This is a genomic window from Variovorax paradoxus (assembly GCF_902712855.1).
In the GTDB taxonomy this organism is placed as follows: Bacteria; Pseudomonadota; Gammaproteobacteria; order Burkholderiales; family Burkholderiaceae_C; genus Variovorax; species Variovorax paradoxus_Q.
In genome coordinates this window covers 1,842,779-1,869,774 of sequence record NZ_LR743507.1, presented here as the reverse complement: position 1 = coordinate 1,869,774, position 26,996 = coordinate 1,842,779, and the positions used below count along the sequence as shown (strand labels likewise).

The following is a 26,996-nucleotide window of genomic DNA, read 5'->3' as shown; positions in this document are numbered from 1 at the left end:
ATTCTGGATCAGGGCAAGGCGCGCGCATCGGCCAGGAAGCCGCTTTCGGCGGCCAGCGTGGCCGGGTGGTCGAGCAGTTCGGCGAAGAGGCGCGGCGGGATGGTGACGGCCCCCACGCCGAGCCCCAGAAGAGAGAGATACGCCTCGCGCGAACGGATGCTCGCCACCAGCAGCCGCGTGCACGACGACGTCCGGCGCGCGACCAGCGATTGCATCTGCGCGATCAGCGCGAGGCCGTCGACACCCGCGTCTTCGAGACGTCCGAGGTACGGCGCAGCGTAGGCCGCGCCCAACTGCGCCGCAAAGTGCGCCTGCTCGGGCGCGTACACGGCGGTCCATGTGACGGGCACGCCCTGTGCGATGAGCTGCGCGCCGGCGTCGAGCCCCTGTCGCGTGGCGGGAATCTTGATGACGAGCTGGCCGCTGTCGAAATGGGCCAGCAGCGCCCGCGCGTCCTCGAGCATGCCGTCGACCTCGCTCGAATAGACCTGGGCCTGCACCTGCCGCGCGCCCATTTCGATGCAGCGCTTCAGCAGGGCCGGCACGGCCGCGCGGCCCACGCCGGCGCGCTGCAGGAGCGTCGGGTTCGTGGTCACGCCGTGCACCACGGGATGCGGCAGGCAGGCCTGCAGCTCGGCCAGGTCGGCGCTGTCGAGGTACAGGTGGAAGTCGTCGTTCATCGCTTCGGACACGCAGGAAAAAAACAGTCAGCTCATGACGTTGCCGCCGTCGACATTGAGGGTCTGCGCCGTGATGTAGCGCGCCTCGTCGCTGGCAAGGAACACTGCCGCCCCGGCGATGTCCGCCGGCACACCCATGCGGCCCAGGGGCACCGCCAGCCCGACCTGCCGCTTCTTCTCGCCCAACGGCAGCCCTTCGGCCTTGGCGAACAGGCTGTCGACATGGTCCCACATCGGCGTATCGACCACGCCGGGAGAAATACCGTTCACGCGGATGCCGTGCGGCGCCATGGCCAGCGCAGCGCTCTGCGTGTAGCTGATGACGGCCGCCTTGGTCGCGCAGTAGTGCGACACCAGCGCCTCGCCGCGGCGCCCCGCCTGCGAGGCCATGTTGATGACCGACGCGCCTTGCGTGCCGGCCTCGACCATGTGACGCAGCACCGCCTGCATCACGAAGAACATGCCCTTCACGTTCACCGCGAAGAGCCGGTCGAACGAGGCTTCGTCGCTGTCGAGCAGCGGCGCCAGGTCGAACACCGCGGCGTTGTTGAACAGCGTGTGGATCGGCCCGAACGCAACCTGCGCCTCGGCCAGCATGTGCGCGATGGCCTGCGTGTCGGTGACGTCCGCAGCGATGTAGGCGAGCATCTCCGGATGCGCCTGCTGCGCCGCGCGCACGGCGTCGGGCGCGGCGGTGGCGCGGTCGATCACGGTGCAGCGCGCGCCTTCGGCGATGCAGGCCCGTGCCACGGCCAAGCCGATGCCGCCGCCCGCGCCGGTCAGCAGCACGTGCCGGTCCTGCAGGCGGCCGCTCATGGCCTGCTCTCCGTTGCGATGAAGTGCGTGGCGCGCTCGCCGGCGCGACGCACGGCCTCGATCAGGCGCGCATCGGCTGCAAGCTCGCCCCACAGCCCCGCGTCCGAGCACAGCGCGACGACCGGGTCGGCCGCATCGCAGATGGCGTGCGCCACGGCTTCGTCCATGCCCTGGTCCTGGTAGGCGTAGGGCAACGCCCCCTGGTGCCAGCGCTGCAGGAACGCGAGGAACAGCGCAGGCAGCATCGCCACGCTGTCGATGCCCTGCCCGGCCGCCAGCCGCTCGCGCACGGTCGGCGCAATGAAGCCGGGGATCTTCGAGAAGCCGTCCGCCGCCACGCGCTGGTTGGTGTCGCGGATGGCCGGGTTGCCGAAGCGGTCGAGCACCACGTCGCGGTAGACGGCCAGGTCGATCGGGCTCGGCACGAGACACGGGATGACGTCGTCGGTGACGTAGTCGAACGCCATCCTGCGGATGGCTGCGTTGTGCGTGCCTTCGTGGATGAAGTTCAGGCCCACCAGCGTGCCCGCCCAGGCGATGCAGCTGTGCGTGGCGTTGAGGATGCGGATCTTGGCCTCTTCGTACGGCTGCACCGACTCGACCAGTTCCACGCCCACGCGGCCCCAGTCGGGCCGGCCCGCTGCGAAGTTGTCTTCGATGACCCACTGGATGAAGCTCTCGCCGGTGATGGCGGCCGCGTCGTCGCGCCCGGTGGCGGCCTTGACGCGCGCGCGCAGCTCGGGCGGGGGGCGCGGCGTGATGCGGTCGACCATGGCATTGGGGCAGCGCGTGTTCGCATTCACCCAGGCCAGCAGATCGGTGTCGCCAGACAGCCCGATGAACTCCAGCAGGCCTGCATGGAAACGGTCGCCGTTGTGGCGCAGGTTGTCGCAGTTCAGCAGCGTGACCGGCCCCGCGTCGGCTTGCTTGCGCGCGCGCAGGATGGCGCACACCGCGCCGTAGATGGTCACGTTGTCGCCGCCGGCCTCGCCCTTGCGTGCGCGTTCCACATCGGCGGCGAGGTCGCCGAACGACAGGTCCAGCCTGCCCTTGTCGTCGAGGTAGTAACCAGCCTCGGTCACGGTGAACGACACGATGCGCGTCGAGGCCGCCGCGCCGCGCGCGATCACGCTGGCCAGCGAGCGCTCCCAGGGCAGCACCTCGCGGATGGCCTCGATCTGTTCGTAGCGGTATTCGCCCGCGGGCGAGACCGTTTCGAGCGTGTAGCGGCCGCCCTGCGCCTGCAGCGCCGCGACGACGTCGGCCATGTCGGGCCGGATGTTGGCGCCCGACAGCGACCAGCGGGTGTCGCCCGCCTCGATCAGCCGCTGCAGGTAGACCGCCTGGTGCGCGCGATGGAACGAGCCCAGGCCCAGGTGAAGCACCGTGAACTCCGTGGGAGCCGGTGGAATGTGCGCGATGGTCACGGGAATGTCCGTTGAAGAATGCAGTGAAGAAAAGAAGGTGGCGTCACGCGCTGACCGAACGGCCCTCGCGGTTGAAGAGGTGCAGCACCGAAGGATCGAGCTCCACCGCCACGTCGTCGCCCGCCTGCAGCGGCGTGCGGTCGTTCTGGCGCGCGATCAGCGGCACGCCGCCGACGTCGACGTGGATCAGCGTGTCGGCGCCCAGCGCCTCGATGAGCTCGACGCGGCCCTGCACGTCGCTCACCGGTGAGCCCTGCTTCGGATACACGCGCAGGCCCTCGGAACGCACGCCGAGAAAACCGTCGGCGGGAAGCCTGCCGCCGGTGGCGGCGGAGAAGCTCGGAATGGCGCTGGCCGCCACCATGTTCATCGACGGCATGCCGATGAACTGCGCGACGAACTGGTTGGCCGGGCGGTCGTACAGCTCCAGCGGCGTGCCGACCTGCTCGATCAGCCCGTCCTTCAACACCACCACGCGGTCGGCCAGCGTCATGGCCTCGACCTGGTCGTGCGTCACATAGATGGTGGTCGCGCCCAGCGCGCGGTGCAGCTTGTGGATCTCGACGCGCGTGTTGCCACGCAATGCCGCGTCGAGGTTCGACAGGGGCTCGTCGAACAGAAACACCTTGGGCGCGCGCACGATCGCGCGACCGATGGCCACGCGCTGGCGCTGGCCGCCAGACAGGTCCTTGGGCGTGCGGTCGAGATACTGCGTGAGGTTGAGCGTCTTCGCCGCGTGCTCGACCTTCGTCCTGATCTCGTCCTTGGGCACGCCGGCGAGCTTGAGTGCGAACGACATGTTGTCGTACGCGCTCATGTGCGGATAGAGCGCATAGCTCTGGAACACCATGGCCAGGTCGCGCTTGCCCGAAGGCGCCCAGGTGATGTCCTTGCCGTCGAGCATCAGGTTGCCGCTGGTGATGGGCTCCAGCCCCGCAATGAGCCGCAGCAGCGTCGACTTCCCGCAGCCCGAGGGCCCGACGAAGACGATGAACTCGCCCTTCTGGATCTGCAGGTCGACGCCCTTGATGATGTTGACGTCGCCGAAGCTCTTCTTGATGTTCTTGAGTTCGAGGTAGGCCATTCAAAACTCCTTGATTGCTCGTGAGCAGGCTGCCGAAGCGCCTGCACGGGTCGAAAGCGCGCAGCGGAATGCGGGAGCTGCCGCGGAACCGGCTTTGCCGGGCCGCTGGCAGCGCCCCCTTGAAGGGGTTGGCGAGGCGACACGAAGTGCGCGAAGACTGGGGGTGTTCATTTCACTGCGCCGAAGGTCAGGCCTTGCACCAGCTGCTTCTGGCTGAACCAGCCGAACACCACGATGGGCGCGATGGCCATCAGCGAGGCCGCCGACAGCTTGGCCCAGAACAGGCCCTCGGGACTGGAGTACGAGGCGATCAGCGTGGCCAGCGTGCCCGCCTTGGCCGAGGTCAGGTTGAGCGCCCAGAAGGCCTCGTTCCAGCTCAGCACCAGGCACAGCAGGCCGGTCGAAGCGAGCCCGCCCACCGACAGCGGCATCACCACGTGGCGGAACTCGGTCCAGAGGTTGGCCCCATCCATGCGCGCGGCCTCCAGGATCTCGGGCGGGATGTCCTTGTAGGCGCTGTAGAGCATCCACACCATGATCGGCAGGTTCGACAGCGTGAACACGATGGTGAGTGCGGTCAGCGAATCGAGCATGCCCGCGGTCTGCGCGATCACGTAGATGGGCACCAGCGCGCCCACGGCCGGCATCATCTTGGTGGAGAGCATCCACATGAGGATGTCGCGCGTCTTGCGCGTGCGGAAGAAGGCCATCGAGTACGCCGCCGGCGCCGCGATCAGCAGGCCCAGGATGGTCGAGCCCAGGCTGGTGATGAGCGAGTTGCGCGCATAAAGCAGGTAGTCGCTGCGGCGCTGCACCTCGCCGAAGTTGTCGAGCGTGGGCTCGAAGATGAACAGCGGCGGCACATGGATGGCCTGCAGTTCCGTTTTGAAGGCCGTGAGGAACAGCCAGCCGAGCGGAAAGAACAGCAGCAGCGTGACGGCCCATGCCACCACCGTGCGGATCGCCTGCGGCACGAAATTGCTGGGAGCTTGTTGTTGCATGGCTCAGGTACTCCAACGTGCGAGGGTCGGCGAAGCGGCACGAAGTGCGCGAAGACTGGGGGTGTGCAACATGGCTAGTCGAGGTTCTTGCCGATGATGCGGATGAGGAACACGGCCACGATGTTGGCCAGCACCACCGCGAAGAGCGCACCGGCCGAAGCCACGCCCACGTCGAAGTTCATGAGCGACTGCTTGAAGATCATGTAGGTCATGTTCGTGCTCTCGTTGCCCGGGCCGCCGTTGGTGGTGATGGCGATCTCGGCGAACACGCTGAGCAGGAAGATCATCTCGATCATGATCACCACGGCCATCGGGCGGCCGAGGTGCGGAATGGTCAGATAGAAGAAGCGCTGGAACGGGCTGGCGCCGTCCATGCGCGCGGCCTCCATCTGCTCGCGATCGAGCGACTGCAGCGAGGTGATGAAGATCAGGCAGGCGAAGGGCAGCCACTGCCAGGCCACCATGATGATCACGGACAGCAGCGGCACGTCGGTCAGCCAGTCGACCGGCTGCGCGCCGAAGAAGCGCCACACATCGGCCAGCACGCCGTAGATGGGGTTCATCATCATGTGCTTCCACAGCAGCGCATTCACCGCAGGCATGACGAAGAACGGCGAGATCAGCAGCACGCGCACGATGCCGCGGCCCGGGAACGGCTCGTTCACCAGCAGCGCGAGCAGCACGCCGAACACCACCGTGATCACGATCACGCTGCCGATCAGCAGCAGCGTGTTCCAGGTGGCCGGCCAGAAGTCGGGGTCGGTGATGAAGTAGTGAAAGTTCTCGATGCCCGCGAAGGTGCGTTCGCCGGGCTGCATGAGGTTGTAGTTCACCAGCGAGAAGTACAACGTCATCGCGAGCGGCACGATCATCCAGAGCAAGAGCGTGAGCACCGCGGGCGCCATGAGGGCGCGGGGCAGGAGTCTTTTCATGAGGCAGTCCGTTCTCTTGTTGTCCCCGGCACCTTCCTCCGCTGGGGGAAGGCCGGGATGGGGCCGCCTGTTCAGGCGCGGCGTTGTCGCGAGCGCCGCGTGCCCCCATCCCTACCCTCCCCCGGAAGGGGAGGGAGCAAGCCACCAAGGCCTGGCGGGCTTACTTGTAGTAGCCGCCCTTTTTCATTTCGCGCTCGGCTGCCGTCTGCGAGGTCTTCAGCGCCTGGTCGACCGTGACCTTGCCCGACAGGGCCGCGCTCATCTGCTGGCCCACCGCCACGCCGATGGCCTGGAACTCTGGAATGGCGGCGTACTGCACGCCGACGTACGGCGACTTGGGCAGCGTGCTGTCGGTGAGGTTGGCGCTGTCGATGGCCTTCTTCTCGGCTTCTGCGAACTTGGCAACCTTCTGGAACTCGGGGTTCGCATAAGTCGACTTGCGCGTGCCGGTCGGCACCGAGGCCCAGCCGGTTTCCTTGGCCACCAGGTTGATGTAGTCCTTCGACGTGGCCCACTTGATGAACTTCTGCGCGGCCTCGTCCTTGGTCGAGCTGGCGGGAATGGCGAGGTTCCACGACCACAGCCAGTTGGCGCCCTTCGGCGTGGTGGCGGTGGGCGCCTGCGCGAAGGCCACCTTGTCGGCCACCTTCGACTGCTTCGGGTCGCTGATGAACGAAGCGGCGATGGTCGCGTCGACCCATGCCGCGCACTTGCCTTCGTTGAACAGCGCGAGGTTCTCGTTGAAGCTGTTGGCCGAAGCGCCCGGAGGGCCGTCCTTCTTCATGATGTCGACGTAGAAGGTGATCGCGTCCTTCCAGGCCTTGGTGTCGATCTGCGGCTTCCACTGCATGTCGAACCACTGGCCGCCGTTGGTGTTCACCAGCGTGGTCAGGAAGGCCATGTTGTCGCCCCAGCCCGGCTTGCCACGCAGGCACATGCCGTACACGCCGGCCTTGGGGTCGTTGACCTTGTCCGCGAACTCCTTCACCTGCGCCCACGTGGGCTGGTCGGAGAACTTGATGCCGGCCTTGTCGGCCAGGTCCTTGCGGTACATGAGCATCGAGCTCTCGCCGTAGAACGGTGCGGCATACAGCTTGCCGTCGTTCGACAGGCCGTTGCGGATGGCGGGCAGCAGGTCGTCCACGTCATAGGCCGCATCGGTGGCGATGGGCTTGAGCCAGCCCTTCTTCGACCAGATCGGTGTTTCGTACAGGCCGATGGTCATCACGTCGAACTGGCCGCCCTTGGTGGCGATGTCGGTGGTCACGCGCTGGCGCAGCGTGCCCTCCTCGAGCGTGACCCACTTGAGCTTGATGTCGGGATTGGCTTTCTCGAAGAAGGGGGTGAGCTTCTGCATCTCGATCATGTGGCCGTTGTTGACGGTCGCGATCACGAGTTCGGTGGCGGCCTGGGACACGACGCCCGTACCGATGAGCGCGAGGACGAGGCCCGCTTTCAGAAAACGCTTCATGTTGTCTCCTAGAGGTGAGCGACGCCCTCTTGTCGGGTCGCCGTGCGGGGATTCTGAAGAAACGTGATTGCAGTTTTGGTACTTCGATTGTCAGCACAGGTACTTTCATGCACCAGTTGAGTAGGAGATTCCCTAATCAATGCAATACAGCATGCATTGTGCGCAATCCAAAGGCCTCAGGTGCCGATTCGCGTGGATTCGTACCGGGCAGCGCCGCACGACGCTGCTTCAGCCCCTCTCGCCCAGCAGCTGGCGCCGGAACTGCGCGGCGGCCGGCGACAGCGGCCGGTCCTCTCGGGTGATCAGGCTGATCGGCGGCACGCGCACCGGCAGCTCGATCGGCACGGTGCGCAGCACGCCCAGCCGGGCGTAGTGGCCGGCTTGCGAGGCGGGCATGACGGCCGCCATGTCGGAGTTCTCGAGCAGCGCGGTGATGGCGATCGGCGATGCCGTTTCGATGATGTCCAGCCGCGCCTGGATGCCGGCCTCGCGCATCGCCGCCTCGAAGCGCCCGCGCTGCGGCGAACCCGGCGGCTGCAGCACCCACGACCAGCTCGCCATGTCGGCCAGCGTGACGCTCGCGCGCTCGAACACCGGATGCGCCGCACGCACCACCACCACCTGCGACTCTCCCAGCAGCGGCACGCTCGCGTACTTCGCCTCGTCGTGGCCGTCGGTGAGGCGCCCCAGCACGAGGTCGACGTCGCCCTGCTCCAGCTGCGCCTGGATCACGTCGCTGGTCTCCACCACCACCGACACCGCCACCTGCGGATGGCGGCGGTGGTACTCGACCAGCGCGGGCGCCAGCAGCTCGGGCACGGCGCCCGGCACCGAGCCCACACGCAGCGCGCCGCTCAGGCCCGAGCGCAAAGCCAGCATCTCCTCGCGCGCAGAGCCGAAGTCGCTGAGCACGCGGCGTGCATAGCGGATGAGGATCTCGCCGTAGGGCGTGGGCTCCATGCCGCGCGCCAGCCGCTCGAAGAGCCGCTCGCCCAGCGAATCCTCCAGCTGCTGCAGCAGCTTGGTCGCCGCGGGCTGGCTGATGTTCATGGCCTCGGCCGCGCGGCCCAGGTGGCGGTGGGTGTCGAGCCGGGCCAGCAGCAGCAGTTGGCGCGGGCGCACATGGAGCATCAGCGATGCGTCGGTGAGGCCGGATGTCATGCGCAAAAGTATATGGAGCCTCGGCCTTTTTCGATTGGATCGGAATGGCGAAGCTTCGTACGCTCGGCCTCACAACAAGCTGGAGACAACCCGATGAAGCTTTCCTTCCTGGCCCGCGCGGCGGGGCTGGCGGCAGCGCTGCTCGCGGCGGCCGCGGCCGGCGCCGAACCGGCGTACCCCGACAAGCCGATGCGCATCATGGTGGGCGCCTCGCCCGGCGGCGGCACGGACATCCTGGCGCGGGTGCTGGCCGACAAGTTCTCCCCGGCGCTCAGGCAGCCGGTGGTGGTCGAGAACCGGCCCGGCGCATCGAACACCATCGCCGGCGAACTCACCGCCCGCGCGCCGGCCGACGGCGCCACGCTGCTGCTGGCCACCAACACCGCGCAGGCGGTGGCGCCGCACATCCTCAAGCTCAAGTACGACCCGCTGAAGGACCTGCAACCGGTCGGCCTGGTGGCCGTCATGCCCAACGTGCTGGTGGTGTCGGCCAGTTCGCCCTACCGTTCGGTGAAGGACCTGGTGGCCGCCATGGCGGCGAAGCCGGGCGGCTTCAAGTACGCCTCCTCGGGCATCGGCAGCACGCAGCACGTGGGCGGCGAGGCCTTCAACCTGGCCACCGGCATGAAGTCGATCCACGTGCCCTACAAGGGCAGCTCGCAGGCGCACATCGACATCATCGCGGGCGAGGTCGACATGATGTTCGACAGCACCTCCTCGGCCATGGGCCAGATCAAGGCCGGCAAGTTCCGCGCGCTGGCCGTGAGCGCGCCGCAGCGCTCGCCCGAGCTGCCCGACGTGCCGACGCTGGCCGAGCAGGGCATCAAGGGCGCCGACGTGTCGACCTGGTACGGCCTCTACGTGACGGCCGGCACGCCCCGTCCCGCCGTCGAACGGCTGAGCGCCGAACTCACGCGCACGCTCAAGCTGGCCGACGTGCAGACCCGCATCAAGGCGCTGGGCGGCGAACCCGGCGGGCTGACCGGCGATCCCTTCGCCGCCATGAACAGGCAGGAGTTCGACCATTACGGCCAGCTCGTGCGCGACGCCAACATCAAGGCCGAATGAAGCGGCCTTCTCCTTCACTTCCCAACCGAGCCACGACCGACATGCCCACCCCCTCGACAACCCCGCGCGTGACCTCCGCCAAGCCCCGCCTCGCCGTGCTGCTCGGCGATCCCGGCGGCGTCGGCCCCGAGATGGCCGTGAAGCTGCTCGCGCGCCAGCGCAACCTCGACGCCGCACGCGTGCTGCTGATCGCCGACCCGGTGGTGCTGGCTGCGGGCGAACGCGTGGCGGGTGTGAAGCTCGACCCGCTGCAGGCCGACAGCCTCGGCGCGGTGCGCTTCGAAGACGGCCGTCCCACGCTGCTCGCACACGACTGGATGAACGGGCAGGAGGCGGTGCCCGGCGAATCGAACGAGCAGTCGGGCCGGGCCTCGTTCGAGGCGCTGGAGCTGGCCACGCTGGCGGTGCGCCGCGGGCAGGCCGACGGCATCCTGTTCGCCCCGCTCAACAAGCATTCGCTGCGCCTGGGCGGCCTGGTGCACGAGGACGAGCTCCGCTACATGCAGGAGCGGTTCGCGGTGAGCGGCTTTGTCTGCGAGTTCAACCTCACGGGCGCGCTGTGGACCTCGCGAGTCACATCGCACATTCCGCTGAAGGATGTGGCGAGCCACATCACGGTCGACGGCGTGCGGGACGCGGTGAAGATCATCGCGGCCGCGCTGCGCCGTGCGGGCGTGGCGCAGCCGCGCATCGCGGTGACCGGGCTCAACCCGCATGCGGGCGACGGCGGCTCCATCGGCATGGAGGAAATCGAGATCATCGCGCCGGCCATCGAGCAGCTGCGCGGCGAAGGCTACGACGCGCGGGGACCGTTCTCGCCCGACACGGTGTTCATCGGTGCGCGTCGCGGCGATGTCGATGCCGTGGTGTCGATGTACCACGACCAGGGCCAGATCGCGATGAAACTCATGGGCTTCGAGCAGGGGGTGACGCTGCACGGCGGCCTGCCGGTGCCGGTGGCCACGTCGGCCAGCGGCAGCGCCTTCGACATCGCGGGCCGGGGAATCGCCAAGATCGAAGGCCTGCAGCAGGCCTTCGATCTGTGCGTGCGCATGGCCGGCGGCGCGCCGGCACGTTCGGCCGAAGCGCTTACTGCGGCTGCGGGCTGAGGCGTTGCAGCAGGCCCGCTGTGGAGGCGTCGAGCCCCGTGACGTCGCCCGAGGCGAGGCGCGGCTCGATGTCCTTCGCGAGCACCTTGCCCAGCTCCACGCCCCACTGGTCGAAGCTGTTGATGCCCCACAACGCACCGCTGGTGAACACGCGGTGTTCGTACATCGCCAGGAAGGCTCCCAGCGCTTCGGGCGTGAGCTTCTCGAACACGAAGAAGGTGCTCGGCCGGTTGCCCGGAAAGTTCCTGTGGCCGCCCTCGTCGAGCTTGCCGACCATGAGCGCCTGCGCCTGCGCGAGCGCATTGGCCAGCAGCTTGGGGTGATGGCCTTCGAGGTCGTGCGACGCGTCGCGCACCGCCACGAACTCGAGCGGCGTCACGTCGGTGCCCTGGTGCAGCATCTGGAAGTAGGCATGCTGGCCATTGGTGCCGGGTTCGCCCCACAGCACCGGCGAGGTTCCGACTGCCACGGGCCTGCCGCCCGCATCGACCTGCTTGCCGTTGCTTTCCATCTCTAGCTGCTGCAGGTAGGCCGGCACGCGCTTCAAAGCGCTGTGGTACGGCGCGATGCTGCGGCTCGTGAACTTGTGGAAGTTGCGATACCAGACGTCGAGCAGGCCCAGGCGCACCGGCAGGTTCTGCGCGAGCGGCGCGGTGCGGAAGTGCTCGTCCATCGCGTGCGCGCCCGCGAGCAGCCGGCGGAAGCCATCGGCACCGATGGCCAGCGCGATCGGCAGGCCGATGGCCGACCACAGCGAATAGCGCCCGCCCACCCAGTCCCAGAAACCGAAGGTGGTGTCGATGCCGAACTTCTTCGCCGCTTCCACGTTGGTGGTGAGCGCCGCGAAATGGCCTGCGATGTCGGTGCCGCCCGATTGCTCGTACCAGCGCTTCGCCGACTGCGCGTTGGTCATCGTCTCGGCAGTGGTGAAGGTCTTCGAGGCGATCAGGAACAGCGTGTGCTCGGGCGCAAGGCCCTTCAGCACGCCCGCCAGTTCATGCCCGTCGACGTTGGAGACGAAGTGGAAGCGCTTGCCCGGCGCGGCGAACTCCGCCAGCGCCAGCACCGCCATCTGCGGGCCGAGGTCGGAGCCGCCGATGCCGATGTTGACCACGTCGGTGATCGTGTGGTCGCCGCGCACCTTCTCGGCATAGGCGAGCATCGCGTCGAGCGTGGCGTGCACCTCGCGAAGCTCGTTGACCGTCTTCGGCCCGGTGGGCGCATCGGCCGGCGCGCGCAGCAGCGTGTGGAGCACGGCACGGTCTTCGGTGTTGTTGATGTGCTCGCCCGCGAACATCGCGTCGCGGTGTGCCTCGAGGCCGCATTCGCGCGCGAGCGCAAGCAGCAGGCCTTCGGCGCGCGTGTCGATCAGGTTCTTCGACAGGTCGGCGAAGACGTGCGGCGCCTGCTGGCTGAAGCGGGCAAAGCGGTCCGCGTCGTCCACGAAGGCATGGCGCACGTCGAACTGGCGGCCCGCCGTCTCGAAGTAGGACTGCAGCTGCGCCCAGGCCGGTGCGCGGTCGCAGCGAAGCGTCATGGCCATCTTTATTTGCCGCTTTCCTGCATCAGCTTCTCGAGCTTGACGGCGTCGGCCGCGAAGGCACGGATGCCTTCGGCGAGCTTCTCGGTGGCCATCGCGTCCTCGTTGAGCGCGAAGCGGAAGCCCGCCTCGTCGTAGCTGACCTCGGGTGCGTCACCCTTGGCGGCGGCCTTGGCGTCGAGCGCATGCGCGAGCGGCTCGTTGCTCGCAGCCAGTTCTCCCAGCAGCTCGGGGCTGATGGTGAGCAGGTCGCAGCCGGCCAGCGCCTTGATCTGCCCGATGTTGCGGAAGCTCGCGCCCATCACCTCGGTCTTGATGCCGTGCTGCTTGTAGTACTCGTAGATCTGGCGCACCGACTTCACGCCGGGGTCGTTGGCGCCGGCGTTGGCGGCCTCGTCCCACTTGGCGCCTTCGGACTTCTTGTGCCAGTCGTAGATCCGGCCCACGAAGGGCGAGATGAGCTGCACGCCGGCTGCGCCGCAGGCCACGGCCTGCGCGAACGAGAACAGCAGCGTCAGGTTGGTGCGGATGCCCTTCTTCTCGAGCTGCCGCGCGGCCTCGATGCCTTCCCAGGTGGAGGCGACCTTGATGAGCACGCGCTTGCCGGCGTCGATGCCTTCGGCCTTGTAGAGCGCCACGATGCGCTCGCCGCGGGCGACGGTGGCGGCCGTATCGAACGACAGGCGGGCGTCGACCTCGGTCGACACGCGGCCCGGAATGATCGACAGGATCTCGGTGCCGAAGCGCACCAGCAGGCGGTCGATGACCTCGTCGAGGGGCTTGCCGGCGTGCTTCTTCACGGTCTCGTCGAGCAGCGGCCGGTATTCGGGCTTCTGCACGGCCTTGAGGATGAGCGACGGATTGGTGGTCGCGTCCTGCGGCTTGGAAACGCTGAGCTGCTTGAAGTCACCGGTGTCTGCGACGACGGTGGTCCACTGGCGGAGGGCATCGAGTTGGTTCATGAAATCATTATCCTGTGCGGGTTGTGACAAGTCCTGCACGCAGTTGCGCGTCGGCCGATGTTTTCATGCGCACCGTAGCACGGGTTTTCGTGCGGCTCCATCAGCCTGATGCCCGTGGGGTTGTACGCCGCCCCACCCGCCGCCATTGCTGCCGCGCCACCCGGTTTCGGCCTCCCGCCCTACACCCGCTGTGGTCCGCGACTGACGGCCAGGAGGGGCGGCAAGGGACTAACTTGAGAGGACGCCGAACGCTCCGGCGCTGTCCGGCCTGCGTTCTTCTTTCCCCCTATCCAGGAGTGCCTCCCATGACCCAACGCCCTCGCCCTGCCGTGCCCGCCGTCCGGCCCTTCGACGACCGCCGCACCAGCCAGGCGATCGGCGCGATGGCCACGGCCTTCGTTGTCGGCGGCGTGGCCACGTGGCTGGCGCTCGGCGCGGCGCGTACCGCGCGTGCCCACCCCGCCGGACCGGCCGATGGCGCTCCGCTCATGCGCGCCCCTCTGCAGGTGGTCGCACCCGTCGACCTGCAACGCTACGCAGGCCTCTGGCACGAGCAGGCGCGCTTGCCCAACAGGTTCCAGAAGCAGTGCGGCGGCCCGGTCACGGCCGAGTACACGCCCCAGGCCGACGGCACCGTCCAGGTGCTCAATCGTTGCGTGCGCGACGACGGCAATTTCGACGAAGCCATCGGCACCGCCCGCGTGGTGCCCGTGGCGGGCCAGCTTGGCGCCGGGCGGCTCGAAGTGCGCTTCGCCCCGGCCTGGCTCAGCTGGCTGCCGGTGGTGTGGGGCGACTACTGGATCCTGAAGCTCGACCGCGAATACCAGGTGTCTCTGGTCGGCACGCCCGACCGGCAATACCTCTGGGTGCTGTCGCGCGCGCCGCGGCTCGATGCCGCAGTGCTCGAGGCCGAACTCGACTACGCCCGCAGCCTCGGGTTCGACACCGACAAGGTGGTGCTCACCGGCAGGTAGCGCTGCAGCTGCGACGGCAGCATCGCCGGCGCGGTGCAGTGGATGGCGTGCCAGCCAAAGGCGCGCGCCATCTCGACGTTGGCGGCCGAGTCGTCGATGAACACCGTCTGCTCGGGGTCGAGGCCGTGACGCACCGCGAGCACCTCGTAGATCTCGCGCTCGGGCTTGAGGAACTTCACGTCGCCCGAGAACACGCCGCCGTCGAAGCGCCGCATGAACGCATGCCGCCGCTCGATCGCACGCGCATAGGGCGCAGGCATGTTCGACAGGTAGTAGAGCCGCAGCGGCTGGCCGGCATCGCGATGCGCGATCAGCTCCTCGAGCATCCCGACCGTGACTTCGATGGGCTCCAGTCGCTCGCCGAGCCCTTCCAGCATGGCGTGCAGAGGCTCGGCCGGCAGCCCGAGGCGGGCCGACATGCGGGCGATGGCGTCGTCGAGCGTGCGGGTGCCGCAGTCGAAGCTGGTCCAGTCGTCGTGATGGAACAGCGCCCGCCCCATGGCGGCCGCGGCGGCCTCATTGGGTGCGTGGGCTGCAAGATGGGTCTGTACAAGACGGGTGGGCTCCCATGCGAACAGCACGGCGCCCAGATCGAAAACCACGTTCATGCCGCCATTGTTTCATGTGCCGGGCACCACGCTCACGCCATGGGCTCCCAGGGACAGCGTGGTCTGCGCCCCGGCGGCCAGCGGGCGGGACAGGTCGGTCGACACCACGAAGACCGGCCCCAGGGTGGTGTCGAAGCCGTATTCGTAGAAGCTGCCGAGGTAGGCCGCCTTGCGCAAGGTGGCTGGCAAGCCTTCCGCCCCGCCGATCTGCCAGGCCTCCGGCCGCACCGCGACCTTCACCGCGCCCGGCGCCACCGCGTGGCGCGGCTGCAGGCGCAGCGGCCCCATCGCCACGCTGCCGTCGGGCTGCGCCGTGGCCGGGAACACCGAAGCCTCGCCCATGAAGCCGGCCACGAACTCGCTCTCGGGCCGGCCGTAGAGTTGCTCGGGGGTGCCGCGCTGGGCGATCACGCCATGGTCCATCACGATGATCTGGTCGCTCACGGCCAGCGCCTCGCTCTGGTCGTGCGTCACGTAGGCCACGGTGAGCTTCAACCGCTGTTGAAGTGCGCGGATCTCCTCGCGCATCTCGCGCCGCAGCCGGGCGTCGAGGTTCGACAGCGGCTCGTCGAACAGCAGCACCGCCGGCTCCAGCACCAGCGCGCGCGCCAGGGCCACGCGCTGCTGCTGGCCGCCCGAGAGTTCGCTGGGCAGGCGCTCGTCGAAGCCGACCAGGCCCACGCCGCGCAGCGCCTCGCGCGCCCGCGCCGTGGCCTCGTCCTTCTTCACGCCGCTCATGCGCAGGCCGTAGCCCACGTTCTCGATCACGTTCATGTGCGGGAACAGCGCGTAGCTCTGGAACATCATGCTGACGTTGCGCTCGGCCGGTCCGAGCGTCGTCACATCACGCCCGCCCATGAAGATGGCGCCCGACGTGGGCGACTCCAGCCCCGCGATCATGCGCAGCGTGGTCGTCTTGCCACAGCCCGAGGGACCGAGGATGGTGGTGAGCGTGCCCACGGGCACCTCGAAGCTGATGCCCTTGACGGCCATCGGCGCGTTCGTGTCGCTGCCGTAGCGCTTGGTGACGTTGCGGAATTCGATGCCGTTGCTCATGTCCTGTCTCCCATGTCAGTGCACCGGCGCGGCCACCACCGGCGCGCCTGCCTTGCGCCGCCCCAGCTTGCGCTCGCCCACCGCCCACTGCACCAGCGCGATGGCCAGCGACATCAGCACCATCAGCACCGTGCAGTACGCCAGCGCGATGCCGTAGTCGCCATTGCCCACGCGGCCGATGATGTAGGTGGTGGCCAGTTCGTTCTCTGCCGTCACCAGGAAGATCACCGCGCTGACCGTGGTCATGGCGCGCACGAAGCTGTAGACCAGCGCGGCCACCAGCGCAGGCTTGAGCAGCGGCAGCACCACCCTGAACAGCGTCTGCGAGGTCGATGCGCGCAGCATCAGCGAGGACTCGTCGAGCGAACGGTCGAGTTGCTTGAAGGCGGCCGTGCCGGCCCGCACGCCCACCGGCAGGTTGCGGAACATGAAGCACAGCACGATGATCAGCCCCGTGCCGGTGAGTTCGAAGGGCGGCACGTTGAAGGCCAGGATGTAGCTCACGCCGAGCACCGTGCCCGGAATGGCAAAGGCGAGCAGCGCGCCGAACTCGAACAGGCCCTGCCCCTTGAACGCGTTGCGCGCCAGCAGCCACGCAATGAGCAGGCCCAGCGCCGCAGTGATGGGCGCCGAAATGCCCGCCAGCTTGAGCGTGGTGATCAGCGAGTTCCACGCCGTGCCCGCCCACACCAGCCCGAACTGTCCCCACTCGAGCGCGAATGCGTTCTTGAAGTGGTTCAGCGTGAAGGTGTAGTCACGCCCCCATGTCTGGACGAAGCCGCCCGCGAAGGCGAACAGGTAGACCACCGCGGTGAACGCGATCCACGGCAAGGCGATGCAGTGGATGGTGCGCCGCACGCCGTCGGGCAGCGCCATGGGAATGCCGGCGTCGCCCTTGCCGCTCACGGTGGTGTAGCTCTGCCTGCCCAGCAGGCCCCGCTGCAGCGCGAACACGCCGAGCGCGAACAGCGTGAGCACCCACGCGAGCGAGGCCGCGCGGCCCTGGTCGTACTGCGCGCCGACGATGGCGAAGAAGATGTCGGTCGACAGCACCGAGAACTGGCCGCCGACCACCACCGGATTGCCGAAGTCGGCGATGCTCTCGATGAAGCCGACCAGGAAAGCGTTCGCCAGCCCGGGCTTCAGCAGCGGCAGCGTCACGGTGAAGAAGGCGCGGCGCCGGTCGGCGCGCAGCATCTGCGCGGCCTCCTCGAGGCTGGGCGCGATGCCCTGCACCACGCCGCGCATGATCATGAAGGCGATGGGCGTGAAGGCGAACAGCTGCGCCACCAGCACGCCCGGCATGCCGTAGAACCAGCGCGTGGGCTCGATGCCGAACACGCTCTCGAGCAGCTGGTTGACGATGCCTGCACGGCCGAAGAGCAGGATCAGGCCCAGCCCCACCACGAAGGGCGGCGTGATGATAGGCAGCAGCGCCAGCACCCGCAGCGCGCCCTGCCCGCGCCTGCTGCCGCGCTCGGCCATCAGCGCCATCAACGTGCCGAGGAAGGTCGTGCCCGCGGCGGTGAGCAGCGCCAGCACCAGCGTGTTCCAGGCCACGCCGCAGCGCACGCCGCCGCTCAGGCAACCCACGCCCCAGATGCGTTCGGTGAACACGCGCGCGACGAACGCCGTGATCGACCACTGCCCGTCTTCGTTGAAGAACGCGCCCGACAGCGCCTTGCTGACCGGGTAGGCGATGAACAGCGCCATGAGCACGCCGCAACCGACGACCGCAGCGGACACGAACAGGTCGCCCTTGAACAGCCCGAGCCGCGCGATGCCAAAGGCCGCCAGAAGCACCAGCGCGGTGAGCGCCAGGAAGCCGCCCGCGCCGATGCCGAACTGGTTGATGGCAAGTTCGCCGAACTGCGTGTTCAGCGCCGCGACGCTCCATCCCTTCGCGCCGATGGTGAAGCCCGCGACCGCCAGCCCAATGGCGCCCACGGCGCCGCCCGCCAGCAGCCAGCGCCCCTGCGGCTTGCCGGCCGGCAGCCATGCGCCCACGGCGCACAGCAGCAGTCCGGCCAACCCGATGAAGAGCCAGCCACGGCCCTGCGTGGCGGCCTGCATCAGGCCATTGGCGCCCTCCGCCTGACTGAACACCTGCGGAACGGCGTCGTACCAGGCCGAATCCTGGATCGCATACCAGGGCAGCAGCAGGTAGGCCGCGAAGCCCAACGCGACCCATGCCCCTATCCAGCGCTGCGAACGCCGGGCCGCGGCCAGCGACGCCGGATTGACCGGCGTGCCTTCATCGAAACGCGTTTCCACTTAGCGCGGCAGCGAATTCACGTCCTTTTCCCAGCGCGCGATCAGGCGGCGCCGCTCGGCGCTGGCACCGTACTTGGCGTAGTCGTAGTCGATGAACTTGATCTTCTTGAAGTCGGGAATGCGCGGGTCGAGCTTGGCGTTCACGTTGCTGGGCAGCTGGAACTGCTTGTTGGCCGCACCCAGTTCCTGCGCGCCGGGCGTCAGCGCCCATTCGTAGAACTTCTTGGCAGCATCGAGGTTGCGCGCGCCCTTGATGATGCTCATGGAACCGATCTCGGCGCCGGTGCCGTCGCTCGGCGTGATGGTCTCGACCGGGAAGCCCTGCATCTTCTCGCCGGGGCCGTCGTGCACGAAGCTGATGGACACGGCCGTCTCGCCGCGCGCCACCGCCTTGATGGGACCGGTGCCCGAACGGGTGTACTGGCCCACGTTCTTGTGCAGCGCCTTGAGGTATTCGAAGGCCTTGTCCTCGCCCATCAGCTGCACCAGCGTGGCGATCATGGTGTATGCGGTGCCGCTCGACGCGGGGTTCGCCACCTGGATGTCACCCTTGTACTCGGGCTTGAGCAGGTCGGCCCAGGTCTTGGGCACGGGCAGCTTCTTCTTGGCGAGCAGCTCGGGGTTGTAGCCGAAGCCCAGCGGGCCCGAATAGATGCCGACGGTCTTGTAGCCCGACTGCTTCGCCTGTTGTTGCGCCCAAGGGTGCAGCTGCGACAGCGTGGGCGACCTGTATTCGAGCGTCAGGCCCTGCTCGGCCGCCTGCAGGTGCGGGTCGCCGGTGCCGCCGAACCAGACATCCGTCTTGGGGTTGTCCTTCTCGGCGATCAGCTGGGCCAGCGCCTCGCCGGAGCCCTTGAGCGACATGTTGATCCGCACGCCCGTGGTGCGCGCATAGACGGTGGAGATGACGTTGCACCACTCGGCCTGCACCGAACAGATCACATTGACGGTCTGTGCCGAGGCCACGGCCGACAGGCCGAGCAGCGCGGCTGCGGTAAAAATCTTGCTCTTCATTTGCGAATCTCCGCCTCTGCAATAAAAAAAGGCCCTGCGGCCTCATGGCAGCGTAGCTTTAGTACAGGTCCCGCGAATCGGTACAAGTACCATCGCGACTGCACATGGCCCGCGGCCTGCCGGGCATTCAGACAAAGGAAAGTCTTTTCATGAGCTTCGATCTCGTTCTGTTCGGCGGTACCGGCGACCTCGCCTGGCGCAAGCTGATGCCTGCGCTGTTCCAGGCCTTCCGCCACGGCAGCCTGCCGCAGGATGGCCGCATCATCGGGGTGGCGCGCGACGACCATTCGGACGACCAGTACCGCGAACTCATCCAGTCGCGCTTCAGCGCGGTCGAGGGCTCCAAGCGCCCGTCGCCCGACGAGTTCAAGAAATTCGCGTCGATGCTGCACTACCTGCGCATGGACCTGTCCAAGCCCGACGACTACGCGCGCCTGTCCGAACTGCTCAAGCAGCGCAACGCCGACACGGTGGTGATGTACGTGGCCACGGCGCCGGCGCTGTTCACGCAGGTGGTCGAGCAGATCGCCGCGGCCGGCCTGAACGGGCCGAGCACGCGCGTGGTGCTCGAAAAGCCGCTGGGCCACGACCTCGCCTCCAACCGCGCCATCAACGCCGCGGTGAGCAAGGTGCTCGAGGAAAAGCAGGTCTTCCGCATCGACCACTACCTCGGCAAGCCGTCGGTGCAGAACCTGTTCGCGATGCGCTTCGGCAATGCGCTGTTCGAACCCATCTGGCGCCGTGAGCACATCGCCAACATCCAGATCACCATTGCCGAAGACCTCGGCGTGGAAAAACGCGGCGCCTTCTACGACCAGACCGGCGCGCTGCGCGACATGGTGCAGAACCATGCGCTGCAGCTGCTGTGCGCGGTGGCCATGGAGCCGCCGATCAACGCCCACGCGGACGCCATCCGCGACGAGAAGCTGAAGGTGCTGCGCGCGCTCAAGCCCTGGACCCCGGAGAGCCTGAGCCTGCACGCGGTGCGCGGCCAGTACACGGCCGGCACGGCGTACGGCGAGCGCGTGCAGGGCTACCGCGACGAGCCCGGCGTGCCGCCGGACAGCCGCACCGAGACCTTCGTGGCGCTGCGCACCGAAATCGCCAACTGGCGCTGGGCGGGCGTGCCCTTCTACATCCGCACCGGCAAGCGGCTGGCCTCTCGCGACGCGCGCATCGAGGTCAACTTCCGTCCCACGCCGCATGCCATCTACCGCGCGCCCGCGGGCAACGTCAACAAGCTGGTGATCAACCTGCAGCCCAAGGACGGGCTCGAACTGCACATGCTCGCGCAGGCGCAGGACAACCGCCAGCGCAGCAACGGACACCAGAGCGCCGCGCAGCTGGCGCCGGTGCAGCTCGACCTCGACTTCGACAAGCGCTTCGGCGCCGAGCGCGTCGGCGCCTACGAGCGCCTGCTGCTCGACGTGATCGACGGGCGCCTCAACCTGTTCGTGCGCAGCGACGAGCAGGAAGAAGCATGGCGCTGGGTCGAGCCGCTGATCGACAGCTGGGAGTCGGACGGCGGCCCGCGGCCCTACGCAGCGGGCACGTGGGGACCGAGCGCGTCGAGCGCGATGATTGCGCGCGACGGCTTCGCCTGGGGCGAGGAGCAGTAGCGCACGCCGGCCGCGCGCGCGGCCGTCAGCCGAACTGCAGGCAGCGCATGCTGAGCGTGCCGGACTGGAACCCTTCGTAGATCGTCTTCGCACGTTCGCCACTGCCGGCGGCACCGAGGGCATACAGGAACGGGTAGTAGTGATCGGGCGTCGCCACTGCGGTGGCCGCGCCTTCCAGCCTCGCGTAGTCGACCAGCGCCCGGTCGTCGCGCACCGCCAGCGCAGACTTCACCGCATCGTCGAACGACTGCGCCCACGGTCGGCTCGCGCCCGGACCGTCCGGCGTGCCGCGGTCGGTGGCGCGCAGGTTGTGCACCACGTTGCCGCTGCCCATCACCAGCACGCCCTTGTCGCGCAGCGCGGACAGGTCGCGGCCCACGGCGTAGTGGAAGGCGGCGGGCTTGTCGTAGTCGATGCTGAGCTGGAAAACCGGCACGTCGGCCTTTGGATAGAGATGCTTCAGGACCGACCACGTACCGTGGTCGAGGCCCCATTGCTCGGTGGCGATCACCGGCGACTGCTTCACCGCACCGACGGCCTCGCGGGCCAGTGCGGGATGACCGGGCGCAGGGTATTCGATGTCGAACAGCGCCTGCGGAAAGCCGCCGAAGTCGTGGATCGTCTTCGGGTTCGCCTGCACACCCACGCCGGTGGCGCCGCGGCTGAGCCAGTGCGCAGAGACGCTCAGGATGGCAGTGGGTCTCGGCAGTTCGCGGCCCCAGGCCGACAGGCGTCGCGTGAAGGCGTTGTCGCTGATGGCGTTCATCGGCGAGCCGTGGCCGATGAAGACCACCGGCATGCGCCGCGTGGCCGCGCCGGCGGTGCGGACGCTGCACGCCAGCGAGGCCAGCACCGCGGTTGCGCCGAGGGCCGTGCCCATCAGGAAGCCGCGGCGGCCCAGTTCGGAGGTTGCAAGATTGGTCGTCATCGGCATGGCCGCCACTCTGCAACAGTTTCGGGCGCAAGGCGGTGCCTTTGCGCACACTTTTTCGAAGGACGCCGCGGCCCGGCCTGCGGCGCTTACTTTCTGGCGAGCACCGGAGGCTCGCGCAGCGGCCCGCCCTTGACCACCAGCTGCACCACGACCGCCACCACGATGTTGAGCACCAGCGCAGTCAGTCCGGTGTAGAGCGTGTAGCTGTCGCCGCCGATCACGAAGGTGTGCACCGGCTTGATGCCGTCCGAGAACGCCAGCCAGCTGCCGCCGGCCAGCCCCACGGCCCAGCCCGCGAGCAGCGCAGGCGCGCGGAACCAGCGGAAGAACAGGCCGAACACCACCGCGGGAAAGGTCTGCAGGATCCACAGGCCGCCCAGCAGCTGCAGGTCGAGCGCGAACTGCGTCGGCAGGAACAGGATGAACACCAGCGCGCCCAGCTTGACCACGAGCGACACGATCTTCGCCACCTTGGCCTCGCCCGCGGGCGTGACATCGGGCTTCACGTAGGCCTTCCAGAAGTTGCGCGTGAACAGGTTGGCCGCGCCGATCGACATCACCGCCGCCGGCACCAGCGCGCCGATGGCGATGGCCGCGAACGCGAAACCGGCGAACCACGAGGGGAACAGGGCGTTGAAGAGCGCGGGCACCACGTCGTTGTTGCTCTTGACCTGCAGGTGCGCGGCGTACGCCATGTAGCCCAGGAGCGCGATCAGCCCCAGCAGCACGGTGTACGCCGGCAGGAACACCGCGTTCTTGCGGATGGTGTTGGCGCTTTTGGCCGCGAAGATGCCGGTGAGCGTGTGCGGGTACATGAAGGCCGCGAGCGCCGAGCCCAGCGCCAGGCTGGCGTACGGCAGGTACTGCGCCGGCTTGAGCGTGAGCCCGGTCGCGCCGCCCTTCGCCGCGAAGGCGTCGCCGGCCGCATGGAACACGCTGCCGTAGCCGCCCAGCTTCATGGGCACCAGCACCACTGCCACCAGCACCACGATGTAGATCATCAGGTCCTTGACGAAGGCGATGAGCGCCGGCGCGCGCAAGCCGGCCGAGTAGGTGTACAGCGCCAGGATCACGAAGGCCGCCGCCAGCGGCAGTTCGCCGGTGAGGCCCAGGGCCTTGATGACCACCTCCATGCCCACCAGCTGCAGCGCGATGTAGGGCATGGTCGCGACCACGCCCGTGACCGCGATGGCCAGCTCCAGCGCGCGCGAGCCGTAGCGCCCGTACACCACGTCGGCCGCGGTCACATGGCCCGCCTTGTGCGCCGCGTGCCAGAGCCGGGGCATGATGACGAAGACGATCGGGTACACGAGGATGGTGTACGGCAGCGCGAAGAAGCCGTAGGCCCCGACGGCGTACACCAGCGCCGGCACGGCGATCACGGTGTAGGCGGTATAGAAGTCGCCGCCCACCAGGAACCAGGTGATCCAGGTGCCGAAGTTGCGCCCGCCCAAGCCCCATTCGTCCAGGTGCGCGCCCTTGCTGCTGGCGCCGCCGCTTTGCCAGCGCGAGGCCCAGAAGCCCATCACCGTGACCAGCAGGAAGAAGAAGACGAAGACCGAGAGCGCGGTCCAGTTGATCTGGCCGTCCATCATTCGTCTCCCTCTTCATAGCCGTGGCGGTACACGACCCAGATCAGCAGTGCCGTGATCGGCACCCACAGCAGCTGGTACCAGTAGAAGAAGGGAAAGCCGAACAGCTCCGGCAACGGGCTGTTGTAGAACGGCAGCCACAGAAGCCCGATGAAGGGCAACAAGAGCAAGGCCCACATGTGCTGTTCTCCTTGGTGTGATTTTTACGAAAGCACCAAGGAGTTATAGACCGAAAGCCGAACACGCGGCGCCGACCCGGAATAGCGTGTGCTGCTAGATGCGGCCCTCCTCGGCCGCGTGGCAGGCCACCTGCACGCCGCGAATGCTCAGCAGCTTCGGGCGCTCCGCCGAGCAGCGCGCATTGGCATGCGGGCAGCGCGGATGAAACGCGCACCCCGTGGGCGGGTTCAGCGGGTTCGGCACCTCGCCCTGCACCGGCGTGCGCTGGCGGCCCGTGTGCTTCATCTGCGGAATGGCGTCCAGCAGCATGCGCGTGTAAGGGTGCTGCGGCTCGGCGAAGAGCTTCTGCTTGTCCGCCACCTCGACCAGGCGGCCCAGATACATCACGCCGACCTGGTCGGCCACGTGGCGGACCACCGCGAGGTTGTGCGAGATGAACAGGTAGGTCAGGCCCTGCTCGCGCTGCAGGTCCTTCATGATGTTGAGCACCTGCGCCTGCACGCTCACGTCGAGCGCGGAGGTGGGTTCGTCGCACACCAGGAACTCGGGCTGCGTGGCGAGCGCGCGCGCGATGGAGATGCGCTGGCGCTGGCCGCCGGAGAACTGGTGCGGGTACTTGCTCATGTCCAGCGGTGACAGGCCGACCGACTTCAGCAACTCGCCCACGCGCTCGCGCAGCGCGGCCTTGTCGCTCAGGATGTCGTGCTCGCGCAGCGGCTCTCCGATGATGTCTTCCACGATCCAGCGCGGGTTGAGGCTCGCGTACGGATCCTGGAAGATCATCTGGATGCGCCGGCGCAGCTTGCGGCCTTCGGCGGTCTTGAACGCGGCGTGCGCGTCCTGTCCGTCGAACTGCAGGCCGCCGCGCGTGGGCGCGTACAGCCCCACCAGCAGCCGCGCCACGGTGCTCTTGCCGCAGCCCGATTCGCCCACCAGCGCCAGCGTCTTGCCGCGCTCGATGGAAAAGCTCACGCCGTCCACCGCGTGCAGCAGCACGCGCGGCTTGCGTTCGAGCACGCGGTTGAGCCAGGGCGGCGAGACGTCGAAGGTGCGCGCGAGGTCGTGCGCGACCACCAGGGGCTCGCCGCCGGCGCCCGAGGTTGCGGCGTTGCGGGGTTCGATCACGGCGCTCATCGCGTCACCTCCACGATGGGTTCGGCCGCCTCGGGCGTGGCGCGCTCGCCGGCCGCCAGGGCGTCATGGTGCTTCGCCGCGATCTCGGCCTGGCCGAGATGCGGGTCGGCGGCGTCGTGCAGCCAGCAGGCCGCGCGGGTGGCACCGGCATGCATCAGCTCGGGCCGTTCGGACAGGCAGCGCGCGAACGTGCGCGGGCAACGCGGGTTGTATGCGCAGCCGGCGGGAATGGCATTCAGCCGCGGCATCGCGCCGTCGATCTGGTTGAGCCGCTCGCGGTCGCTGGCCATGTCGGGGATCGAGGCCATCAGGCCCGCGGTGTAGGGATGCGCCGGCTGGTGGATCACCTCGTGAACCGGGCCGATCTCCGCGACGCGGCCCGCGTACATCACGGCCACGCGGTCGCAGGTCTCGGCGATCACGCCCATGTCGTGCGTGATGAGCATCACCGCCGCGCCGCGTTCCTTGCAGATGCGCTTGAGCAGCTGGATGATCTGCGCCTGGATCGATACGTCGAGCGCGGTGGTCGGCTCGTCGGCGACGATGAGCTTGGGCTCCGCCGCCAGCGCCAGCGCGATCACCACGCGCTGCCGCATGCCGCCGGAGAACTGGTGCGGGAAATGATCGATGCGCTGTTCGGCCGCGGGGATGCCGGTGTCCTGCAGCAGGCCGATGGCACGCTTGCGCGCTTCCGACTCGGTCACGGGCAGATGGGCGCGGATGGTCTCGATCAGTTGCTGGCCCACCGTGTAAAGCGGGTTCAGCGAGGTGAGCGGGTCCTGGAAGATCGCGCCGATCTTGCGCCCGCGAATCGGGCGCATGGCATCGAAGCCGAGGTTGTCGATGCGCTGGCCGTCGAGCACGATCTCGCCGCCGGCCACGCGGCCCGGCGGCTCGAGCAAGCCGATGATGGCCGCGCCCGTGAGCGACTTGCCGGCGCCCGACTCGCCCACCACGCCCAGGATCTCCCCGGGTGCGATGTCGAACGAAATGCGGTCGAGCGCGCGCAGCGTGCCGCGGCGGTGCGGAAACTCGACGACGAGGTCTTTGACTTGCAGCAGGCTCATGGCGCTACCTTCCATGGGGCTCCAGAGGGCGACATTGCAGAGACACCGCTGAACCGGCCTGGCCGGGCCGCCGGTGTTGCCCCCGGCGAGGGGGTTGGCGAGACGACACGAAGTGCGCGAAGACTGGGGGAGATCATCGCAGCCTCGGGTTGAGCGCGTCGCGCAGCCAGTCGCCCAGCAGGTTCACGCTGAGTGCGATCAGCACCAGCATCAGGCCCGGGAACACCGTGATCCACCATTCGCCCGAGAACAGGTACTGGTTGCCGATGCTGATGAGCGTGCCCAGCGAGGGCGACGTGGGCGGCACGCCCACCCCCAGGAACGACAGCGTGGCCTCGGTGATGATTGCGGTGGCCACCTGGATCGTCGCCAGCACCATCACCGGCCCCATCACGTTGGGCAGCACGTGGCGCAGCATGATGCGCATCGGCGCAACACCGGTCACGCGCGCGGCCTGCACGTATTCCTTGTTGCGCTCCACCAGCGTGGAGCCTCGCACGGTGCGCGCGTACTGCACCCAGCCGGTGAGCGAGATCGAGATGATCAGCACCCCGAAGGCCAGCGACTCGTGAGCGCCCGGAAAGAGCGCGCGACCGACGCCGGCGATGAGCAGCGCCACCAGGATCGGCGGGAACGACAGCATCACGTCGCACACGCGCATGAGGAAGGAGTCGAGCCAGCCGCCGAAGAAGCCCGCCAGCAGGCCCAGCACCACCCCGACCGCGACCGAGAGCACCACCGACACCAGGCCGACGATCAACGAGATGCGCGCGCCGTAGATCACGGCCGAAAGAATGTCGCGCCCCTGGTCGTCGGTGCCGAGCAGGTACTTGGACGAACCTTCGGCGCTCCATGCGGGCGGCAGGCGCGCGTCGCCGAGCTCGAGCGCGGCCAGGTCGAAGGGGTTGTGCGGCGAGACCCAGCCTGCGAACACCGCGCAGACCACGCACACCAGCGCGATGAACGCAGCGGCGATCGCCACGGGCGAGGTGCGGAAGCTGTAGCCGACGTCGCTGTCGAGCCAGCGGACGAGTGTCTTTTTCATCGCCGGGCCGCCCCAAGAGAAAAAGCGGCCCCCTCGGGGGGCAGCGGACCTTGCGCAGCAAGGAAAGCGTGGGGGTTATTTTTCATCGCCGGGCCGCCCCAAGGGAAAAAGCGGCCCCCTCGGGGGGCAGCGGACCTTGCGCAGCAAGGGAAGCGTGGGGGTTATTTTTCATCGTGAGGCAAAAAGGAATGGGCCCGCAAGAAGCGGGCCCATGGTCGGGCTGCGCCGCGGCGCAGCCCTGGGTCAAC

General features: G+C 68.1%; 24 protein-coding genes. 4 read left to right on the top strand and 20 right to left on the bottom strand.

Annotated features, from left to right (window positions below; genetic code table 11):
* Nucleotides 1–8: 8 nt before the first annotated feature.
* The 8 genes from AACL56_RS08310 to AACL56_RS08275 all read right to left on the bottom strand — a co-directional run bounded on the left by AACL56_RS08310 (nt 9) and on the right by AACL56_RS08275 (nt 8,572).
* Entirely contained in the window at nt 9–680 is a 672-nt protein-coding gene (locus AACL56_RS08310) for a transaldolase family protein (protein ID WP_339092830.1), read from the bottom strand.
* A 27-nt stretch (nt 681–707) separates the two neighbouring features.
* The gene (locus AACL56_RS08305; RefSeq protein ID WP_339089351.1) at nt 708–1,496 is read right to left on the bottom strand and encodes an L-iditol 2-dehydrogenase; all 789 of its coding nucleotides are present in this window, start codon (nt 1,494–1,496) and stop codon (nt 708–710) included.
* A complete protein-coding gene (gene dalD, locus AACL56_RS08300; protein ID WP_339092829.1) occupies nt 1,493–2,881 on the bottom strand; it encodes a D-arabinitol 4-dehydrogenase in 1,389 nt (462 codons plus the stop codon). Before dalD ends, AACL56_RS08305 begins: the two co-directional genes overlap by 4 nt.
* An 85-nt stretch (nt 2,882–2,966) precedes the next feature.
* Nucleotides 2,967–4,007, bottom strand: coding sequence for an ABC transporter ATP-binding protein (locus AACL56_RS08295; protein ID WP_339089350.1), 1,041 nt, complete (start codon nt 4,005–4,007; stop codon nt 2,967–2,969).
* Nucleotides 4,008–4,174: 167 nt separating this feature from the next.
* Nucleotides 4,175–5,008 carry a carbohydrate ABC transporter permease gene (locus tag AACL56_RS08290; RefSeq protein ID WP_339089349.1) on the bottom strand — a complete coding sequence of 278 codons (834 nt, stop codon included), beginning with the start codon at nt 5,006–5,008 and terminating at the stop codon, nt 4,175–4,177.
* A gap of 74 nt (nt 5,009–5,082) precedes the next feature.
* Nucleotides 5,083–5,940: a carbohydrate ABC transporter permease gene (locus AACL56_RS08285; RefSeq protein ID WP_339089348.1), complete on the bottom strand. Its 858-nt coding sequence runs from the start codon at nt 5,938–5,940 to the stop codon at nt 5,083–5,085.
* A 160-nt stretch (nt 5,941–6,100) separates the two neighbouring features.
* On the bottom strand, nt 6,101–7,411 hold the full coding sequence (locus AACL56_RS08280; RefSeq protein WP_339089347.1) for an ABC transporter substrate-binding protein: 1,311 nt from the start codon (nt 7,409–7,411) through the stop codon (nt 6,101–6,103).
* Nucleotides 7,412–7,639: 228 nt separating this feature from the next.
* Complete coding sequence (locus AACL56_RS08275; protein WP_339089346.1) at nt 7,640–8,572, bottom strand: LysR family transcriptional regulator; 933 nt, start codon at nt 8,570–8,572, stop codon at nt 7,640–7,642.
* Between the two features lie 93 nt (nt 8,573–8,665).
* On the opposite strand from AACL56_RS08275, the gene AACL56_RS08270 reads away from it, so the two are divergent.
* Nucleotides 8,666–9,640 carry a Bug family tripartite tricarboxylate transporter substrate binding protein gene (locus tag AACL56_RS08270; protein WP_339089345.1) on the top strand — a complete coding sequence of 325 codons (975 nt, stop codon included), beginning with the start codon at nt 8,666–8,668 and terminating at the stop codon, nt 9,638–9,640.
* 41 nt (nt 9,641–9,681) lie between these two features.
* On the top strand, nt 9,682–10,749 hold the full coding sequence (locus AACL56_RS08265) for a 4-hydroxythreonine-4-phosphate dehydrogenase PdxA (protein ID WP_339089344.1): 1,068 nt from the start codon (nt 9,682–9,684) through the stop codon (nt 10,747–10,749).
* Here AACL56_RS08265 and pgi read toward each other — a convergent pair.
* Nucleotides 10,730–12,292 carry a glucose-6-phosphate isomerase gene (pgi, locus tag AACL56_RS08260; RefSeq protein ID WP_339089343.1) on the bottom strand — a complete coding sequence of 521 codons (1,563 nt, stop codon included), beginning with the start codon at nt 12,290–12,292 and terminating at the stop codon, nt 10,730–10,732. The genes AACL56_RS08265 and pgi overlap by 20 nt on opposite strands.
* Nucleotides 12,293–12,294: 2 nt before the next feature.
* Nucleotides 12,295–13,251 carry a transaldolase gene (tal, locus tag AACL56_RS08255; protein ID WP_339089342.1) on the bottom strand — a complete coding sequence of 319 codons (957 nt, stop codon included), beginning with the start codon at nt 13,249–13,251 and terminating at the stop codon, nt 12,295–12,297.
* Nucleotides 13,252–13,556: 305 nt separating this feature from the next.
* On the opposite strand from tal, the gene AACL56_RS08250 reads away from it, so the two are divergent.
* Nucleotides 13,557–14,225 (top strand): lipocalin family protein, encoded by a 669-nt coding sequence (locus AACL56_RS08250; RefSeq protein ID WP_339089341.1) that lies wholly within the window; start codon nt 13,557–13,559, stop codon nt 14,223–14,225.
* On the opposite strand, the gene AACL56_RS08245 is transcribed toward AACL56_RS08250, so the two are convergent.
* From AACL56_RS08245 to AACL56_RS08230, 4 genes are read right to left on the bottom strand one after another with little or no spacing between them, the layout of a single operon-like run.
* Nucleotides 14,171–14,833, bottom strand: a complete 663-nt coding sequence (locus AACL56_RS08245; RefSeq protein ID WP_339089340.1) for an HAD family hydrolase — start codon at nt 14,831–14,833, stop codon at nt 14,171–14,173. The genes AACL56_RS08250 and AACL56_RS08245 overlap by 55 nt on opposite strands.
* Before the next feature lie 12 nt (nt 14,834–14,845).
* On the bottom strand, nt 14,846–15,889 hold the full coding sequence (locus tag AACL56_RS08240) for an ABC transporter ATP-binding protein (protein WP_339089339.1): 1,044 nt from the start codon (nt 15,887–15,889) through the stop codon (nt 14,846–14,848).
* Nucleotides 15,890–15,904: 15 nt separating this feature from the next.
* Entirely contained in the window at nt 15,905–18,163 is a 2,259-nt protein-coding gene (locus AACL56_RS08235) for an ABC transporter permease (RefSeq protein WP_339089338.1), read from the bottom strand.
* A complete protein-coding gene (locus tag AACL56_RS08230) occupies nt 18,164–19,177 on the bottom strand; it encodes an ABC transporter substrate-binding protein (protein ID WP_339089337.1) in 1,014 nt (337 codons plus the stop codon). It lies immediately after the preceding gene.
* 149 nt (nt 19,178–19,326) lie between these two features.
* On the opposite strand from AACL56_RS08230, the gene zwf reads away from it, so the two are divergent.
* Nucleotides 19,327–20,796 (top strand): glucose-6-phosphate dehydrogenase, encoded by a 1,470-nt coding sequence (gene zwf / locus AACL56_RS08225; protein ID WP_339089336.1) that lies wholly within the window; start codon nt 19,327–19,329, stop codon nt 20,794–20,796.
* Nucleotides 20,797–20,821: 25 nt separating this feature from the next.
* Here the strand turns inward: zwf and ygiD are convergent, their stop codons facing one another.
* From ygiD to AACL56_RS08195, 6 genes are all read right to left on the bottom strand, one after another.
* Complete coding sequence (ygiD, locus tag AACL56_RS08220) at nt 20,822–21,724, bottom strand: 4,5-DOPA dioxygenase extradiol (protein ID WP_339089335.1); 903 nt, start codon at nt 21,722–21,724, stop codon at nt 20,822–20,824.
* A gap of 92 nt (nt 21,725–21,816) precedes the next feature.
* Nucleotides 21,817–23,322 (bottom strand): monocarboxylate uptake permease MctP, encoded by a 1,506-nt coding sequence (mctP, locus tag AACL56_RS08215; protein WP_339092828.1) that lies wholly within the window; start codon nt 23,320–23,322, stop codon nt 21,817–21,819.
* Nucleotides 23,322–23,501: a DUF3311 domain-containing protein gene (locus AACL56_RS08210; RefSeq protein ID WP_339089334.1), complete on the bottom strand. Its 180-nt coding sequence runs from the start codon at nt 23,499–23,501 to the stop codon at nt 23,322–23,324. The genes mctP and AACL56_RS08210 overlap by 1 nt, the downstream gene beginning before the upstream one ends.
* Before the next feature lie 94 nt (nt 23,502–23,595).
* Nucleotides 23,596–24,636 (bottom strand): ABC transporter ATP-binding protein, encoded by a 1,041-nt coding sequence (locus AACL56_RS08205; RefSeq protein WP_339089333.1) that lies wholly within the window; start codon nt 24,634–24,636, stop codon nt 23,596–23,598.
* The gene (locus AACL56_RS08200; RefSeq protein WP_339089332.1) at nt 24,633–25,703 is read right to left on the bottom strand and encodes an ABC transporter ATP-binding protein; all 1,071 of its coding nucleotides are present in this window, start codon (nt 25,701–25,703) and stop codon (nt 24,633–24,635) included. Before AACL56_RS08200 ends, AACL56_RS08205 begins: the two co-directional genes overlap by 4 nt.
* Nucleotides 25,704–25,836: 133 nt before the next feature.
* On the bottom strand, nt 25,837–26,748 hold the full coding sequence (locus AACL56_RS08195; RefSeq protein WP_339089331.1) for an ABC transporter permease: 912 nt from the start codon (nt 26,746–26,748) through the stop codon (nt 25,837–25,839).
* Between the last annotated feature and the right edge of the window lie 248 nt (nt 26,749–26,996).

What these genes read in the sequence shown, in the direction of transcription:
- AACL56_RS08295 (WP_339089350.1), bottom strand. Translation starts at nt 4,007, where the DNA reads ATGGCCTACCTCGAACTCAAGAACATCAAGAAGAGCTTCGGCGACGTC.
- AACL56_RS08240 (WP_339089339.1), bottom strand. Translation starts at nt 15,889, where the DNA reads ATGAGCAACGGCATCGAATTCCGCAACGTCACCAAGCGCTACGGCAGC.
- AACL56_RS08210 (WP_339089334.1), bottom strand. Translation starts at nt 23,501, where the DNA reads ATGTGGGCCTTGCTCTTGTTGCCCTTCATCGGGCTTCTGTGGCTGCCG.
- pgi (WP_339089343.1), bottom strand. Translation starts at nt 12,292, where the DNA reads ATGGCCATGACGCTTCGCTGCGACCGCGCACCGGCCTGGGCGCAGCTG.
- AACL56_RS08200 (WP_339089332.1), bottom strand. Translation starts at nt 25,703, where the DNA reads ATGAGCCTGCTGCAAGTCAAAGACCTCGTCGTCGAGTTTCCGCACCGC.
- AACL56_RS08285 (WP_339089348.1), bottom strand. Translation starts at nt 5,940, where the DNA reads ATGAAAAGACTCCTGCCCCGCGCCCTCATGGCGCCCGCGGTGCTCACG.
- AACL56_RS08305 (WP_339089351.1), bottom strand. Translation starts at nt 1,496, where the DNA reads ATGAGCGGCCGCCTGCAGGACCGGCACGTGCTGCTGACCGGCGCGGGC.
- ygiD (WP_339089335.1), bottom strand. Translation starts at nt 21,724, where the DNA reads ATGACGACCAATCTTGCAACCTCCGAACTGGGCCGCCGCGGCTTCCTG.
- AACL56_RS08195 (WP_339089331.1), bottom strand. Translation starts at nt 26,748, where the DNA reads ATGAAAAAGACACTCGTCCGCTGGCTCGACAGCGACGTCGGCTACAGC.
- AACL56_RS08270 (WP_339089345.1), top strand. Translation starts at nt 8,666, where the DNA reads ATGAAGCTTTCCTTCCTGGCCCGCGCGGCGGGGCTGGCGGCAGCGCTG.
- AACL56_RS08230 (WP_339089337.1), bottom strand. Translation starts at nt 19,177, where the DNA reads ATGAAGAGCAAGATTTTTACCGCAGCCGCGCTGCTCGGCCTGTCGGCC.
- AACL56_RS08290 (WP_339089349.1), bottom strand. Translation starts at nt 5,008, where the DNA reads ATGCAACAACAAGCTCCCAGCAATTTCGTGCCGCAGGCGATCCGCACG.
- AACL56_RS08265 (WP_339089344.1), top strand. Translation starts at nt 9,682, where the DNA reads ATGCCCACCCCCTCGACAACCCCGCGCGTGACCTCCGCCAAGCCCCGC.
- AACL56_RS08245 (WP_339089340.1), bottom strand. Translation starts at nt 14,833, where the DNA reads ATGAACGTGGTTTTCGATCTGGGCGCCGTGCTGTTCGCATGGGAGCCC.
- AACL56_RS08205 (WP_339089333.1), bottom strand. Translation starts at nt 24,636, where the DNA reads ATGAGCGCCGTGATCGAACCCCGCAACGCCGCAACCTCGGGCGCCGGC.
- tal (WP_339089342.1), bottom strand. Translation starts at nt 13,251, where the DNA reads ATGAACCAACTCGATGCCCTCCGCCAGTGGACCACCGTCGTCGCAGAC.
- AACL56_RS08280 (WP_339089347.1), bottom strand. Translation starts at nt 7,411, where the DNA reads ATGAAGCGTTTTCTGAAAGCGGGCCTCGTCCTCGCGCTCATCGGTACG.
- zwf (WP_339089336.1), top strand. Translation starts at nt 19,327, where the DNA reads ATGAGCTTCGATCTCGTTCTGTTCGGCGGTACCGGCGACCTCGCCTGG.
- AACL56_RS08275 (WP_339089346.1), bottom strand. Translation starts at nt 8,572, where the DNA reads ATGACATCCGGCCTCACCGACGCATCGCTGATGCTCCATGTGCGCCCG.
- AACL56_RS08250 (WP_339089341.1), top strand. Translation starts at nt 13,557, where the DNA reads ATGACCCAACGCCCTCGCCCTGCCGTGCCCGCCGTCCGGCCCTTCGAC.
- AACL56_RS08310 (WP_339092830.1), bottom strand. Translation starts at nt 680, where the DNA reads ATGAACGACGACTTCCACCTGTACCTCGACAGCGCCGACCTGGCCGAG.
- mctP (WP_339092828.1), bottom strand. Translation starts at nt 23,322, where the DNA reads ATGGACGGCCAGATCAACTGGACCGCGCTCTCGGTCTTCGTCTTCTTC.